15 protein-coding genes and 1 riboswitch are annotated in these 13,418 nt (G+C 41.5%); of the genes, 1 reads left to right on the top strand and 14 read right to left on the bottom strand.

Annotated features, from left to right (window positions below; genetic code table 11):
• The 10 genes from E4T79_RS10120 to E4T79_RS10075 form a co-directional block, all read right to left on the bottom strand.
• On the bottom strand, positions 1 to 86 hold an 86-nt coding region (locus tag E4T79_RS10120), incomplete at its 3' end, for an IS630 transposase-related protein (RefSeq protein ID WP_135028820.1).
• Between the two features lie 212 nt (positions 87 to 298).
• Positions 299 to 784 carry a YtxH domain-containing protein gene (locus E4T79_RS10115; protein WP_135029946.1) on the bottom strand — a complete coding sequence of 162 codons (486 nt, stop codon included), beginning with the start codon at positions 782 to 784 and terminating at the stop codon, positions 299 to 301.
• On the bottom strand, positions 777 to 1,181 hold the full coding sequence (locus E4T79_RS10110) for a DUF948 domain-containing protein (RefSeq protein ID WP_135029944.1): 405 nt from the start codon (positions 1,179 to 1,181) through the stop codon (positions 777 to 779). The genes E4T79_RS10115 and E4T79_RS10110 overlap by 8 nt, the downstream gene beginning before the upstream one ends.
• A 15-nt stretch (positions 1,182 to 1,196) precedes the next feature.
• Positions 1,197 to 1,973, bottom strand: a complete 777-nt coding sequence (gene lgt, locus E4T79_RS10105; RefSeq protein ID WP_135029942.1) for a prolipoprotein diacylglyceryl transferase — start codon at positions 1,971 to 1,973, stop codon at positions 1,197 to 1,199.
• A 3-nt stretch (positions 1,974 to 1,976) separates the two neighbouring features.
• Positions 1,977 to 2,903: an HPr(Ser) kinase/phosphatase gene (gene hprK, locus E4T79_RS10100; RefSeq protein ID WP_135029950.1), complete on the bottom strand. Its 927-nt coding sequence runs from the start codon at positions 2,901 to 2,903 to the stop codon at positions 1,977 to 1,979.
• Between the two features lie 105 nt (positions 2,904 to 3,008).
• Positions 3,009 to 3,275 (bottom strand): PspC domain-containing protein, encoded by a 267-nt coding sequence (locus tag E4T79_RS10095; RefSeq protein WP_135029940.1) that lies wholly within the window; start codon positions 3,273 to 3,275, stop codon positions 3,009 to 3,011.
• Positions 3,256 to 4,026, bottom strand: coding sequence for a hypothetical protein (locus E4T79_RS10090; RefSeq protein WP_135029938.1), 771 nt, complete (start codon positions 4,024 to 4,026; stop codon positions 3,256 to 3,258). The genes E4T79_RS10095 and E4T79_RS10090 overlap by 20 nt, the downstream gene beginning before the upstream one ends.
• A 49-nt stretch (positions 4,027 to 4,075) precedes the next feature.
• Positions 4,076 to 4,528 carry a SprT family protein gene (locus tag E4T79_RS10085; protein WP_135029936.1) on the bottom strand — a complete coding sequence of 151 codons (453 nt, stop codon included), beginning with the start codon at positions 4,526 to 4,528 and terminating at the stop codon, positions 4,076 to 4,078.
• Complete coding sequence (locus E4T79_RS10080; RefSeq protein ID WP_135029948.1) at positions 4,515 to 6,644, bottom strand: Tex family protein; 2,130 nt, start codon at positions 6,642 to 6,644, stop codon at positions 4,515 to 4,517. The genes E4T79_RS10085 and E4T79_RS10080 overlap by 14 nt, the downstream gene beginning before the upstream one ends.
• Positions 6,645 to 7,654: 1,010 nt before the next feature.
• Positions 7,655 to 8,170, bottom strand: coding sequence for a QueT transporter family protein (locus E4T79_RS10075; protein WP_135029934.1), 516 nt, complete (start codon positions 8,168 to 8,170; stop codon positions 7,655 to 7,657).
• Positions 8,168 to 8,261: riboswitch (PreQ1 riboswitch) on the bottom strand. (Overlaps the previous gene by 3 nt.)
• 477 nt (positions 8,262 to 8,738) lie before the next feature.
• Between E4T79_RS10075 and E4T79_RS10070 the strand changes: the two genes are divergently transcribed.
• Positions 8,739 to 9,185, top strand: a complete 447-nt coding sequence (locus E4T79_RS10070; protein WP_135029932.1) for a GtrA family protein — start codon at positions 8,739 to 8,741, stop codon at positions 9,183 to 9,185.
• A gap of 2 nt (positions 9,186 to 9,187) precedes the next feature.
• Here E4T79_RS10070 and E4T79_RS10065 read toward each other — a convergent pair whose 3' ends face one another.
• The 4 genes from E4T79_RS10065 to E4T79_RS10050 all read right to left on the bottom strand — a co-directional run bounded on the left by E4T79_RS10065 (position 9,188) and on the right by E4T79_RS10050 (position 13,018).
• Positions 9,188 to 10,120, bottom strand: a complete 933-nt coding sequence (locus tag E4T79_RS10065) for a YihY/virulence factor BrkB family protein (protein ID WP_135029929.1) — start codon at positions 10,118 to 10,120, stop codon at positions 9,188 to 9,190.
• Between the two features lie 127 nt (positions 10,121 to 10,247).
• The gene (locus E4T79_RS10060; RefSeq protein WP_135029927.1) at positions 10,248 to 11,108 is read right to left on the bottom strand and encodes a methionyl aminopeptidase; all 861 of its coding nucleotides are present in this window, start codon (positions 11,106 to 11,108) and stop codon (positions 10,248 to 10,250) included.
• A 1-nt stretch (position 11,109) separates the two neighbouring features.
• Positions 11,110 to 11,673: a GNAT family N-acetyltransferase gene (locus tag E4T79_RS10055; protein WP_135029925.1), complete on the bottom strand. Its 564-nt coding sequence runs from the start codon at positions 11,671 to 11,673 to the stop codon at positions 11,110 to 11,112.
• Positions 11,674 to 11,752: 79 nt separating this feature from the next.
• Positions 11,753 to 13,018, bottom strand: coding sequence for a UDP-N-acetylglucosamine 1-carboxyvinyltransferase (locus E4T79_RS10050; RefSeq protein WP_135029922.1), 1,266 nt, complete (start codon positions 13,016 to 13,018; stop codon positions 11,753 to 11,755).
• Positions 13,019 to 13,418 lie beyond the last annotated feature (400 nt).

Below are 13,418 nucleotides of genomic sequence, written 5' to 3'. Positions count from 1 at the left end.
TGGAAAACAGCAGATGCTTCAGAAATACTACCAGTTTTGTCACAGTATGCGAGGACTTTTTTACGAAAATCTAGTGAATATGCCATAAAAACATGATATCACAAATGTACTGTTTTTACTTCATTTTACTATACAAACGTCATACCTGTCAAAAAGCAGGTCATCCTCCATAAATACGATGAAAAGCACCATAAAACATGAAGTCAGAGAGCCACTTCCTTTATTTAAGTATGTTTATATATACGCCTGTTTTAAAGCAGAATGACTAGAGCCAAAAAATCCGCAACTGCGGATTTTTTTATTCTTCTTCTAACCCAGGCAAGTCAATTTCGATATCTTCTGTCGTAACAGCAGCTTCTTCTGCTAGTACTTCTGCAGAGGGAATTGCCCTAGCTTTTTCTTTAATAGCTTCCACCAAATCGCTTGTCGTTACGTTTTGTTCGGCAATTTTTTCTTTTATTTGCTCAAATTTTTCCAACGATTGCGACTTGACAAATTGCGCTTTTTCTTTGCCAGACTGCACAAGATGATCAACTGTCAACTCACCTGACTCTAATTGCCCCTTGACAGACTCATATCTATCAACGGCTTGTTGACCCAAATCTTGTGCTTTTTGAATCAGTTCTGCATTGATTTCTTCATGATTATCCTGGTAATCTTTAGCAAAGTTCACCACTTTTTGCTTTACTGCCTGCCCAGTCTTAGTAGCAAGAAACACTGCCGCAGCAGCTCCACCTGCTGCACCTAACAAGACGCTTGTGAAAATACTAGATTTTTTAACCATGTTTTTCCCCTTTCTTTCCTAAAATGGAAGATAATTTACTAATGACTGCCAAAGCTCCGCCCGCTTTAACGGTCCGTTGACCTACTGTACGGGCTCTGACTGTCAAATCACGGGCAGAAGTGTTGAGATCTGATACCGACTCTGACAAATCAGCGACTGCTACAAATAGCGGATCCAGCGTAGCAACTTTACCATTCACATCCTCTACTAGAACATTTGTTTTGGCCAATAATTCATTGGTTTGGTAAAGAGTTACATTGACATCACTCGTTAAAATAGTCAAGCTTCGTTGGGCTTCATCCACCACATTTGACACTTTCTTTAACAAGAGAATAATGTAGACCGCAACAGCAACAAGCGCTACCGCGACAATAAAAACAGATAATTCAATCAACATACAAATCTCCTTTTCTTAATCTTGATAGTAAGGCAGGTCTTTCCTGCGACGATAGATTCCTAGGATAAGAGCAAGGACGATTAACAAGGCCGAAAGCCATTGGGAAATACGTAAACCTAGAAGCATCAAGCTATCCGTCCGCATACCTTCAATGACAAAACGACCAGCCCCATACCAGACAAGATAAAAGAGCGTAATCTCCCCCTGCTTGAGCAGTCTTTTGTGTCTACGTAGCACATAAATCAGGACAAAACCCAGCAGGTTCCACAAGGATTCGTATAAGAAAGTCGGGGTCCGATAGCTCCCATCGATATACATTTGCTTGCGAATAAAGTCTGGTACATAATCAAGGTGTGTGACACTTGCTCCATAAGCTTCTTGGTTGAAAAAATTTCCCCAGCGTCCAATCGCTTGAGCAATCATAACAGACGGTGCTACTACATCCAGAAAGTCCCAAGTTTCAATAAATCGATGACGGGTAAAGAGCACAAGGACAATGAACCCCATCAATAGACCACCATAAATAGCAATTCCCCCCTCCCAAATGGCAAAAACAGAAAGGAGATTGTCCTTATAAAGGTCCCAAGAAAAAGCTACGTAGTAAATCCTTGCTCCGAGAATGGCTAGTGGAAAGGCAAGCAAAATAAAATCAAAAATATCCTCAGCCAAAATCTTTTTGCGCGGTGCTTCCTTGGAGGCCAGAAAAACTGCCAGTACCAAACCTGTAATAATACACAAGGCATACCAGCGGATTTCAAGTGGTCCTAATGTTACAGCAACTGGATCAATCATTGGTTACTCCTTATTGCTTTCAATTAATCGAGCGAGACGTTTTTCAAATTCCTTAGTCGCATCAAAGCCCATTTGCTTTGAACGATAGTTCATCGCTGCAGCTTCAATCACAACAGAGATATTACGTCCTGTTTTTACCGGAATGCGAATCTGTGGAATGGCAATACCCGCAATTTCAATCACGTCTCCACTATTCCCCAAACGGTCAAAGACCTTGCCTGTTTCATAATTTTCAAGATAAATCGCAAGCTGTACTTCTGACGATTCCTTGACAGCACTCGCTCCGTATAAGCTCATAATATCAATGATGCCCACGCCTCGAATTTCGAGTAAATGGCGCAAAATATCGGCTGGCTCTCCCCAAAGGGTCACATCATCTTTGGCATAGACATCCACACGGTCATCAGCAACAATACGATGTCCACGTTTGACCAATTCAAGACCTGTCTCACTTTTACCAATTCCTGAATCCCCTTGAATCAATACTCCCATACCGTAAATGTCCATTAACACTCCATGAACGCTGGTACGTTGTGCAAGGCGAGAATCCAAGTAAGAAGACAATTCACCTGCCAAACGACTGGTTGCGGTCTGGCTTTTGAAAACAGCGATTCCTTTTTCTTTCGCTGCCTGAAACATCTCCTCAGGAATTTCCAAACCACGTGCCACAATCACTACCGGCGTCTCAGGCTGAAACATTCTCCGCAAGACCTGGTAGCGATTGTGGGAGGTCATTGCCATTAAGTAAGACCATTCTTTCATTCCTATTAGCTGAATCCGCTCTGGAGCATAGTAGTCAAAATAGCCTGTCATCTCAAGCCCTGGACGTGTAATATCAGATGTAGCAATCTCTTTTTCAAGTAATGCGTCTGTACTATAGGCACTACTCACACGCACATTATCAATCAAATCTTTGACAAAAACTGCCATCATATACCTCACATTTCTTTACAGACTATTATACCACAAGATAGGAGGAGAAGACAAAAAGGAAAGAAAAGAGTTATTTTAAAACATCAACTCTTCTCTTTCCTCTTATTTATGTTTATAAATTTTCTCTGCTTCTTTTACCTTACGAGGTCCTGTTCCATAGCGTTCTGCATCAACATCCTCTTTAAAAGGAAGTAGGACAGCAGCTAGGATGTAGGCTGCAATAGCAAGCAAACCTGGACGCCCAAGCAAACAAATGATAGCAAAAACAATCCGTGTAATGCTCAAATCCCAATGAAAGCGGCTAGCCAAACCTGCTAGTACGCCAGAGATGAGCTTATTGCTTCGCTGTTTATAAAATCCGAGTGACATGTTGTACTCCTTTCACGATAATTGGGCTGGTCACTGTTTTGATATAAAGATGGAGAAGATTCTCTCCTTTCTTTTCGCAAAAATAAGGACTGGTCTTCTTTTTCTTATTAATCACCAGCTGACCGACTGAACTTTCAACCTTACCTCGCAACCCCTGATATTTGGGTACCTGTAAATAAATCGGCGCTTCTACGAGTTGTAAGAAGAGGTGCTGAGACATCTGATTCATAGTTGTAATGCGGATATCCTGTTGTTTTTTATCCGTCACACTATGAATAGAAATATCTTCAAATGGAAGATAGTCTAATCTCGCATCTGCTCTTCCCAACTCTAAATTCAAAATCGACATCCATTGATTTGGTAGACAAATCGTCATGTGACAAGGAAGATTGGAAGCAAAATGCAATCCTTGATTTTCAACATAAATCTGAGGTAAAAAGGCTTGATTGGTCTGTTGAGGATAGACTAAATGGATCTGAACCTGACCAGACTTACTTTTCATAATGGCAATTTTTCCCTCTGGTATACTAATGAAAAGGGATTCAATATCCGAAAAGACATAGTCTTGTTTCAACTTGGACGAAGAAAAAATTTTCAAGCTCGGAAGCGTAAAACTCAAGCGCGGTTTTTCCCTCTCCGCTAAACAGTCCGGCTCCTCATCGAACTCTAAAAAACAGGCACGTGCTTCTGCCTTTGTCAGAATACCTTTTTCATATAATTCAATCAATCGTTTCTGTGGCTCTCGTGCCATCTTCTCACCTCAATTCTCTTCTATTATATCATAGAGATGCCAAAAGAAATCAGCCCAAGGACTGATTTCTTTTACCAACGAATTTTAGTAAGCCATGGCATTTGCCACATCGGTATTTGGCCGTATTCACGCGCCGTTTTCGTGGATAGGTGTGAGCACACTGTTGACAGCTATAGAGATAAGTCACTGTATCAAACGATGCAAGCGGTGGCACATAACGAACTCCATCCACTAGCCTTAGCAACTCCTTGAAATCCCTATCCTGATGTCGGTAGCCTTTTTTCTCAAAATAAAGATGATAATGACAAAGCTCATGGCGGACGATTTTCCGAAATAAGTCTTGGTCTGCTTGATAATAACGCGGATTAAAATCCAAATGCCCCTCTTTCGGAAAGAAACGCCCACCCGTCGTTTTCAATCGATGATTCCAATGGGCTTGGTGGCGAAATTCTTTTCCAAAATCTTCACGCGAAATCTGTTGAACATAATCAGTGAGATTCATGAGGGGGCACCAAACTCAGATTAACCTTTTCACGAACTGTATCTAACTTGTGGACCCAAACCGTTACTAAATCTCCTACTGAAACTACTTGGCTCGGATGTTTGATAAAGTTTTTGCTCATATTAGAGATATGAATCAAACCGTCTTCATGAATGCCAATATCAACAAAAGCACCGAAGTCAACTACATTACGAACCACACCTTCTAATTTCTGACCGATTTCCAAATCTTTAAAATCAAGAACATCTTGGCGAAGAACCGGCGCTGCAAAATCATCCCGTAAATCCCGACCGGGCTTGAGCAAATCTGCCAGAATATCGGTTAAGGTTTCCTTACCGAGACCAAGTTCTGTAGCCATCTCAGTCACTTGAACAGCCGTTAATTTTTCCTGTGCTTCCCTATCTAAGTTCTTAATACCTAGCAAATCAAATAGTTTTTGAACAGCTGGATAAGACTCCGGGTGAACCCCTGTATTATCCAAGAAATTACTAGCTTCAGGAATCCGCAAGAAACCAGCTGCCTGCTCAAAAGCCTTGTCGCCCAGACGTGGAACGTTCTTTAGCTCAGCTCGCGAAGTCAAAACGCCATGTTCTTCCCGATACCTAACAATATTTTCCGAAATAGTCTTATTCAGACCAGCTACATGAGCAAGGAGGGCAGGACTTGCAGTATTAAGGTTGACACCTACCTGGTTAACCACCGTATCAACTACAAAATTAAGGCTTTCAGATAGTTTTTTCTGATTGACATCATGCTGATACTGACCGACACCGATTGATTTGGGATCAATCTTCACCAGCTCTGCAAGAGGATCTTGCAAGCGGCGGGCAATAGAGATAGCAGAACGTTTTTCAACTGTCAAATCTGGAAATTCATGCCGTGCTACTTCAGAAGCCGAATAAACCGATGCTCCGCTTTCATTGACAATCACATAGCGAACATCTGGAAATACTTGTAAAACTTCCGCTACAAAACTCTCTGATTCCCGGCTAGCCGTCCCATTTCCAATCGCAATGATTTCAATGCCGTATTGACCAATCAAGTCTGCCAGTTCTTCCTTAGCTTGAGCAATTTGTGCTTGAGAAGCTGGTTTAACGGGATGAATGACCTGAGTTGTTAACAGTTTTCCAGTCTGATCTACTACCGCTAATTTGGCACCTGTCCGAAAGGCCGGATCAAATCCCAACACCATCTTTCCTTTCAATGGTGGCATTAACAGAAGATTACGGAGATTCTCTGAAAAGAGAACAATCGCTCCTTCTTCAGCTGTTTCAGTCAACTCAGTCCGAATGCGGCGTTCCATTGCCGGCACGATTTTCTTCTTGACCGCTTGAGTAATAGCTTCGGTAATATAAGCATTTTTCTGCGGAAATCGAACTTCAAAAAAGCGAAGAATTTTTTCGATATTGTGTACAAAGGAAACTTTTAAGGCGCCCAATTTTTCTCCACGATTGAGAGCGAGTGTGCGGTATCCTTGCATACTAGCCACTTTTTCAGAAAAATCGTAGTACATTTGAAAGACTTGCTTTTCATCGGCTTCTTGGTCTTTTAATTGTGACTGAAGACTAGAATGTTGCAAGACTTCATGGTAGGTCCAGGCCCGTAATTTGATATCTTCTGAAATAGCCTCAACCAAAATATCTACCGCCCCCGCCAAACAAGCAGTAGCCGTGTCAAACCCCTCACATACGAAAGAGGCAGCCTGCGTTTCTAAGTCTGCAACATTTTGCAAAATAAGACGTGCCAAGGGAAAGAGGCCTGCTTCTCGTGCAATAGTCGCCTTGGTCCTGCGTTTTTCCTTATAAGGTAGATAGAGCTCTTCTACATCTGCTAACTTTTCAGCTTCTTCAATCGCCTTACGTAGCGAATCGGTTAATTTTCCCTGCTCCTCAATCTTGGTTAAAACAGCAAGCTTGCGCTCTGCAAGAGCTGTCAAAGATTTGTCCAAATCAATGATAGACTTGATGACTACTTCATCCAGATTCCCTGTCATTTCCTTACGGTAACGAGCAATAAAAGGAATGGTATTGCCCTCTGCTGTCAAGGATAAAACTGTTTCAATCTGTTTTAAATGAACACCCAAATCCTGGGCTATTTTCAAATATTTTTCTTCCATAATCATCATTATATCATGGATAGGAGAAAGAAAAAAGAGTCAGACAAAAATTCCATGACGCAGGTATGAAATGAAAATGTCCAGACCCTGCCTGTAGGCTCCAAACGCTTCACAGAGGATACATCTATAAGTTGACGACATGAAGTATTTCCCTTTGTAAAAAATAATGATGATTGAGAGGTAGAAAATGTACAGTCACCCTAAAAGCTGTCCCGTCTTTGTCCTATAGAAATTCTGAGATATCCCTACTTTCATCATTTCAATCCCCTACACCAATAGCTGACTAGCTTTCTCAATGAGCATTGTGAAAGATTTCGGAAGAACTACTGTTTGACGAATAGTATCTACCACAACCTAGTTGTATTTTGTTGCATATATATATATGTCAATGTTGGTGCTTTTGGTAGAGTGGATTGGTATAGGCGTTTCGTTTGCTTTTGATACTAGGCAAGGAGCTGCAGGCTGTACTGGAATACGGCAAAGCGAGTGAACGAAGTAATAAAATAAACGAAATGACGATATCTGCAATGATACGCCCAATCATGTATAGCCGTTTCGGTTATCAACGAGCTGCAGGCTGTACTGGAATACGACAAAGCGAGTGAACGAAGTAATAAAATAAACGAAATGACAATATCTGCGATGATACGCCCAATCATGTATAGCCGTTTCGTTTACTTTTAGTACTAGGCAAGGAGCTGCAGGCTGTACTGGAGTACAGCAAGACGAGTGAACGAAGTGATAAAATAAACGAAATGACGATATCAACCACAAAGCCCTCACTAAGATGATAGTCTTAGTAAGGGCTGTCTGTTTTCATTAGGCTATGAGTGAGGGCAAGGCATCATGGTTGACTTGCCCAGTTTCTTTTTTTTTTGAAACGTGCGGAAAAATAGAAATAGTTAGGGTTGCTATACCAAAATTTTAATGTAGCCCGAATCCAGCAATTCAAACACAGGAAAAGCAATTTCCTTATCCTCACGAGCGAAGCCTATTCCCAATGTATCTCTTTATTTTGTAAAATCAATCCTCTGAGCTAGACGATCAATGATGAGAGAACCCACAATAAGAGAAGCGAATTCTCCCGCAGCAGTCGTAAACCACGTCACTAGAAATGGACTTTGGTACAAAACGTGCAATTCAAGAGCGATAGTGAACATGGTCATTGAAAAGAAAATAGAAAAGTATAAAAAAGCCTTGTTTAGAACACCGTTCCATACATACTCGTTCTGGTATTTTTTTAAGAAATAAACACCCAGAGTTACAAATACGAGAGTCGAGCCCCCACCTACAAATACATCAATGACACCAAATCCAATCAAATTGGAAATCATGCAGCCAATCGTAACAGCTACTAGATATTTACGATTATAAAAGGCCAGAAAGTTTAACATTTCCGATAAGCGAAACTGGTAGGGCCCGTAAGCAATCGCATTGAGTGGTGGCACTACTGTCAGTACCATATAAAGAGCCGCAACCAAGGCAATCTGTGCCATGTCACGGACCGTCCATTTTGTTTGATTCATGTAAATCTCCTTTGGCGGCTAAACCGCGTATAATATGCTTGGCTAAAGGAAGGAAGCGCCAAGGGTTGTAGGAAGATGTGAAGCTGGTAAAAAAGGAAACGAAAAATGAAGGAGGCAACAAAAGTTGCTGGCATCTTCACCATGAGGTATAAGCAGAGGATCGCTTGGGGGTTCACAAATGAAATACTGGTAAGAACTAGATAGCTACACCTTAACTCATTCCGCTTACAGTACTTCCAATCTCCTTAAAGCTACACTCACCTGTAAACAGCTAAAGCTGAAACAAGTATAATCCTTTCGTTTCTCTTTTATGACTTGGTTCACTCGCTTTGCCGTACTCCAGTACAGCCTGCAGCTCCTTGCCTAGTACGAAAAGGAAACGAAAAGACTATATCTCCCCTTAAAAGATGCCATATCTGTACAGTGAGCAAGCTCACAGCACCTATCTCTCTTTTTCTGAGGAGTAAGCTTACACTCCAATTATTCGTTTTATGCCTGTCATCAGACTTCTCATGTTCACAACGTTCCCAGTATAGCATAATTTGAAAGAATATGATAGACTAAAGATATGAAAAAGTATATACAAGCATTTTTTAACAATGAAATTCTAGCCTATTTATTTTTTGGAGTAGCTTCAACCCTCGTCTATATTATCACAAGGACCAGCCTCTTCTTTGTTATTCCCCATACTCTAACAGTTGTCTTTATCTCCAACTGCCTAGCTATCCTTTTTGCCTTTATCACGAATGACCAAGTTGTTTTCAAACAACAATGGGCTGGCTGGCAAACACGCCTGTTCAAATTCATCTCTGCAAGGATTACAACCTTGCTGCTAGATATGGTATTAGCCTATATTCTAGTAGATGCCTTTCCACAACTCCTTGGGCAATTTGTCAACCAGAACCCCTCCAGTATTAATGCCATGGCAACCCTCATTTCACAAGTGCTTGTCATCGTGCTAAACTATATTCTAAGCAAAACATTTGTCTTTCAAAATACCAAGAAGAACTCCTAATCTTAGGAGTTCTTCTTGGTATCATTTCTTCTTGTAAATCGTGCTTTAAGACGATAGAAAATGGACATCACATCGCCAGGTCTAGGAGCAAATTCTTCCACCTGCAAGCTCTGTACAGTTGCATTTAAAACTGCTCCAATAATCAATATATTAGCCACAAAGATAAACCAAAGCATAAGGACTAAAATAATGACCGAAGTGACAAGACGGAAGTCCAAAAAACGATTGGCATAAGAATCGATATAAATTCCAAAAACTTGCCCTACTGTTGCCATTACAGCCAGGACAAACAGGGAGCCCGGCAAAACATAGCGGATTTTTTTGATACGAACATTAGGGAGGAAAAAATAAAGCATGACGAGAGCCAGAAAGAGTGCGATGTAAGCCACTAGCTGAGTCTGACTGAGGAGGTTATCAAACAGGGGATCGAAATGAAATTTTGTGGACATTAACTGCAGTAGGGTTTTCCCAAACGCTAACATCATCACACTAAAAATAATAATCCCCTGCAATCCAATTCCTAAAAACATTCCTACTATACGACTGATGATAAAATCCCGATGTTGACCAACACCATAAGCCTTATTGACTGCTTTTTGAAGTGCCGCCATACTTTTTGAAAGGGTCCAAAGTGTGGTAACAATGGCAATTCCCAACCAAGACGAGGATGGACGGGTCAGGATACTGACAACCATATCTGCCACTGTCGGATAGAGTTTTTCAGGGAAAACCTCGACCAATACATCTAAAATTTGCTTGACATCAATCTGTAAATAAGGCAGGAGATTGGCCAGGGTCAATAAAATCGGAAAGACCGAGATAATCAGATAGTAGGCCACAGCAACCCCTGTCAAATCAAGCTCAGCCGACTTATAAAAGGTCAAAAAAGAGGTAACAAATGACCTACAATTACTCCAGAGCTTCTCTTTGTTCATTGTTCCTCCTTTTATAGCCATTTCGTTTATTTTTAGTACTAGGCAACGAGTCACAGGTAGTACTGGAGTACAGCAAGACGAGTGAACGAAGTAATAAAAATATAAACGAAATGACTATACAATCAGATTAGTACGTTCTTTCTTCTCCCTGACTCGTCAAAATCACAGGACCATCTTTTGTAATGACAAATTGATGTTCATATTGGCAAGACAAGCCACCGTCTAAGGTTTTATGCGCCCAGCCGGTCTTTTCATCGGTATCAATCTCCCAAGTACCTGTGTTAATCATAGGTTCAATGGTCAAGACCATACCCTCGCGCAAACGAAGTCCACGGCCTGCTCGACCGTAATGAGGGACCATTGGTTCCTCATGCATGGTGGGTCCCACACCGTGACCTACCAAGTCACGAACCACACCATATCCCTTGCTTTCTGCATACTCTTGAATAGCAGCACCAATATCTCCGATGCGGTTCCCAACAACTGCCTGCTCAATTCCTCGGTAGAGGCATTCCTTGGTCACATCCATGAGATCTTTAACTTCTTGGCTGACTTGACCAACAGCGTAGGCCCAGCAAGAATCTGCGACACCACCTGCGTAAGGAGCTGTGTATTTCTTCATGAGTGCTACATTGTTGAAGTCTAATTTAGAAACATCGAGAATTCCTTTATCGATTGGCTCACTCAAAACCATATCAACCTTGAGCAAATCCCCGTCTTTTAGAATGTAGTGGCGCGGGAAAGCATGGGCCACTTCATCATTTAATCCGCAACAAGTAGCATAGGGATAGTCCATTAAGTGACCGTCAACACCAATCTGCAAGGGGAGAACGTTTTCTTCCTTACAGCGTCTACGAACGTACTCTTCTACTTCCCACATATCAAGACCTGGCTTAATCAAGTCACGAAGTCCAATATGAATACTCGCAAGAATATCTCCTGCCCGATTCATGGCATCAATTTCTCTTTGTGATTTAATCGTAATCATCTCATTCCTCTTCTAGTTGTTTATAATTCCTTGCAAATAGCTGAAATTCCACATACTCACGCATTTTCCGACTGTAGCGATCACTGCCCTTGTACTGGCGAAACTTTTGGAAACCGACTTTTTCTGCTACGCGCTGACTAGCCCTATTTTCCAAATGTGTCAATAAGCGTAGCGTATGAAAACCAACCTGAGCAAACCCAAGATAAACCAGGGTTTGCAACGCTTCCGTCATAAAACCTTTACCCCAGAAGACTCGGTGCAAAAAATAGCCTATTTCTGCTTCATTTTCTCGCTCATCAATGTTCTCAAAACGAATGCAACCAATCATCTGCCTTGTTTCTTTGTCCTCTATCGCCCAAATGCCTAGTGGAGAGCGCATAAAAGCTTGAACCAACAAACTGCCCGTTTCTTCAATTGTCATCATACTAGGCATAATATAGCTCGTATTATGAGGATTGGAGAGAATCAAGTGCAGATTTTTTCGATCATCATAGGCAAAAGGACGAAGCAGTAGACGCTCTGTCTCAAAGTTCGCGTACTGTGCCAGTCGTTCCCAAATTATCATCTTCTATCCTTACTAAAAAGTGAGTAGGGATAATCGTCCCCATATCTTCGATTATCCCTACTCACTTACTGTTAAGAGCCTATTCAACTGCATCAATGAGCTCAATATCTGCTCCTAAGTCTTTTAGTTTCTCAATAATATTTGAATATCCTCGAAGAATAAATTCAATGTTTGTGATTTCAGTTCGACCCTCGGCCATCAATCCTGCAATGACCATGGCAGCTCCTGCGCGTAAGTCAGTCGCTTTTACGCGAGTACCATTGAGTTTATTGGGGCCTTGGTAGCTGATTCGTCTGCCTAAAATACGAATATCTGCTCCCATATTTGCCAATTCTTGTACATGACCGACACGTTTTTCATAAATTGTATCTGTAACAGTACCTGTACCTGCTGCCTTTAGCAACAAAGGAGTAATCGGCTGTTGCAAATCTGTCGCAAATCCTGGGTATGGAGATGTTGTGACACTAACTGCTTTCAATTTATCTTGCTTTTCTACAAAAATACTATCTTCTGACACTGTCATACGAACACCCATGGCTTCTAATTTTGCGATAAAGCCTTCCAAATGTTCATAGAGGACATTGTCAATCTGAATCCCCTCACCTACAGCAGCTGCAAGGGCAATATAGGTTCCTGCTTCAATGCGATCTGGAATGACCTGATGACGCGTGCCATGTAGCTTCTTGACACCCTCAATGGTAATCACTTCCGTACCCGCACCGCGGACATGGGCTCCCATATTATTCAAGAGCGTGGCTACATCAATAATTTCTGGTTCACGGGCAGCATTTTCAATCACCGTACGACCGTCAGCTTTAACTGCTGCAAGCATCGTATTTATCGTTGCACCCACACTCACTGTATCCATAAAGATATGGGCACCATGGATACGTTTGCCATTGGCAGATAGGTGCATGTTGAGACCCTCATAGGTCATGGTTGCTCCCATAGCTTCAAAAGCTTTCAAATGCAAGTCAATCGGACGCGGACCTAAGTCACAACCACCTGGCAAGCCCACGATAGCTTGTCCAAAACGACCGAGCAAAGACCCATAAAAATAGTAAGAAGCGCGCAAACTATTGATTTTACCAAATGGCATGGGCATGTCTTTGACACCACGAGGATCAATTTCCAAGGACTCTCCACTACGTTTGACAATAGCTCCCATTGTCTCCATAATATCAATCAAGCTATTGACATCCGAAATCTCAGGTACTCCGTCCAGAGTTACAATGCCATCTGCTAAAATAATTGCTGGAATTAAGGCCACAACTGAGTTTTTAGCTCCGCTGATAGTCACACTCCCTTTCAACGGACGACCACCATTGATCACAATTTTTCTCATACTATACAAATCTCTTTCTCAAATTCGCCAAAATGGCATACAGTTCATTGTACCATAACTTGATGTAAATAGCTAGCTTTCATTTTAAACAGCCGCGACAGACGCATAAACGTAACATTTCCAAATCTTTATTTGTAAGGTAGAAACTCCCTCGTGTTCAGCCAACACTTTGTCAACTTTCTATTTTACGTTGCACTTTGCAGCTTTGGTAGCTTCTTTTACCGATTCCAATAAGCTCGTTAATAGAGCGATTGTTTTTGTAAATACAGGTTCTGAACGGCTCCCTGTCAAGTAGACAGTCAAATAATAAAAGATATTAAGCAACCTGATTCCTGAATTCTATAGGAGTCAGGTTATTTAATTTGGTCTGATAGCGTCGTGTATTGTAAAACTCAATATA

The organism is Streptococcus sp. LYSM12 (genome assembly GCF_004569635.1).
In the GTDB taxonomy this organism is placed as follows: domain Bacteria; phylum Bacillota; class Bacilli; order Lactobacillales; family Streptococcaceae; genus Streptococcus.
The sequence above is the reverse complement of the archived record's forward strand: the minus strand, read 5'-3'. Positions and strand labels throughout refer to the sequence as shown.

Bases quoted from the DNA above. Each gene is read 5' to 3' on its own strand.
- E4T79_RS10110 (WP_135029944.1), bottom strand. From the start codon at position 1,181: ATGTTGATTGAATTATCTGTTTTTATTGTCGCGGTAGCGCTTGTTGCT.
- E4T79_RS10060 (WP_135029927.1), bottom strand. From the start codon at position 11,108: ATGATTACGATTAAATCACAAAGAGAAATTGATGCCATGAATCGGGCA.
- E4T79_RS10115 (WP_135029946.1), bottom strand. From the start codon at position 784: ATGGTTAAAAAATCTAGTATTTTCACAAGCGTCTTGTTAGGTGCAGCA.
- E4T79_RS10075 (WP_135029934.1), bottom strand. From the start codon at position 8,170: ATGAATCAAACAAAATGGACGGTCCGTGACATGGCACAGATTGCCTTG.
- E4T79_RS10055 (WP_135029925.1), bottom strand. From the start codon at position 11,673: ATGATAATTTGGGAACGACTGGCACAGTACGCGAACTTTGAGACAGAG.
- E4T79_RS10095 (WP_135029940.1), bottom strand. From the start codon at position 3,275: ATGTCACTCGGATTTTATAAACAGCGAAGCAATAAGCTCATCTCTGGC.
- hprK (WP_135029950.1), bottom strand. From the start codon at position 2,903: ATGGCAGTTTTTGTCAAAGATTTGATTGATAATGTGCGTGTGAGTAGT.
- E4T79_RS10080 (WP_135029948.1), bottom strand. From the start codon at position 6,644: ATGGAAGAAAAATATTTGAAAATAGCCCAGGATTTGGGTGTTCATTTA.
- E4T79_RS10090 (WP_135029938.1), bottom strand. From the start codon at position 4,026: ATGGCACGAGAGCCACAGAAACGATTGATTGAATTATATGAAAAAGGT.
- E4T79_RS10085 (WP_135029936.1), bottom strand. From the start codon at position 4,528: ATGAATCTCACTGATTATGTTCAACAGATTTCGCGTGAAGATTTTGGA.
- E4T79_RS10050 (WP_135029922.1), bottom strand. From the start codon at position 13,018: ATGAGAAAAATTGTGATCAATGGTGGTCGTCCGTTGAAAGGGAGTGTG.
- E4T79_RS10065 (WP_135029929.1), bottom strand. From the start codon at position 10,120: ATGAACAAAGAGAAGCTCTGGAGTAATTGTAGGTCATTTGTTACCTCT.
- lgt (WP_135029942.1), bottom strand. From the start codon at position 1,973: ATGATTGATCCAGTTGCTGTAACATTAGGACCACTTGAAATCCGCTGG.
- E4T79_RS10070 (WP_135029932.1), top strand. From the start codon at position 8,739: ATGAAAAAGTATATACAAGCATTTTTTAACAATGAAATTCTAGCCTAT.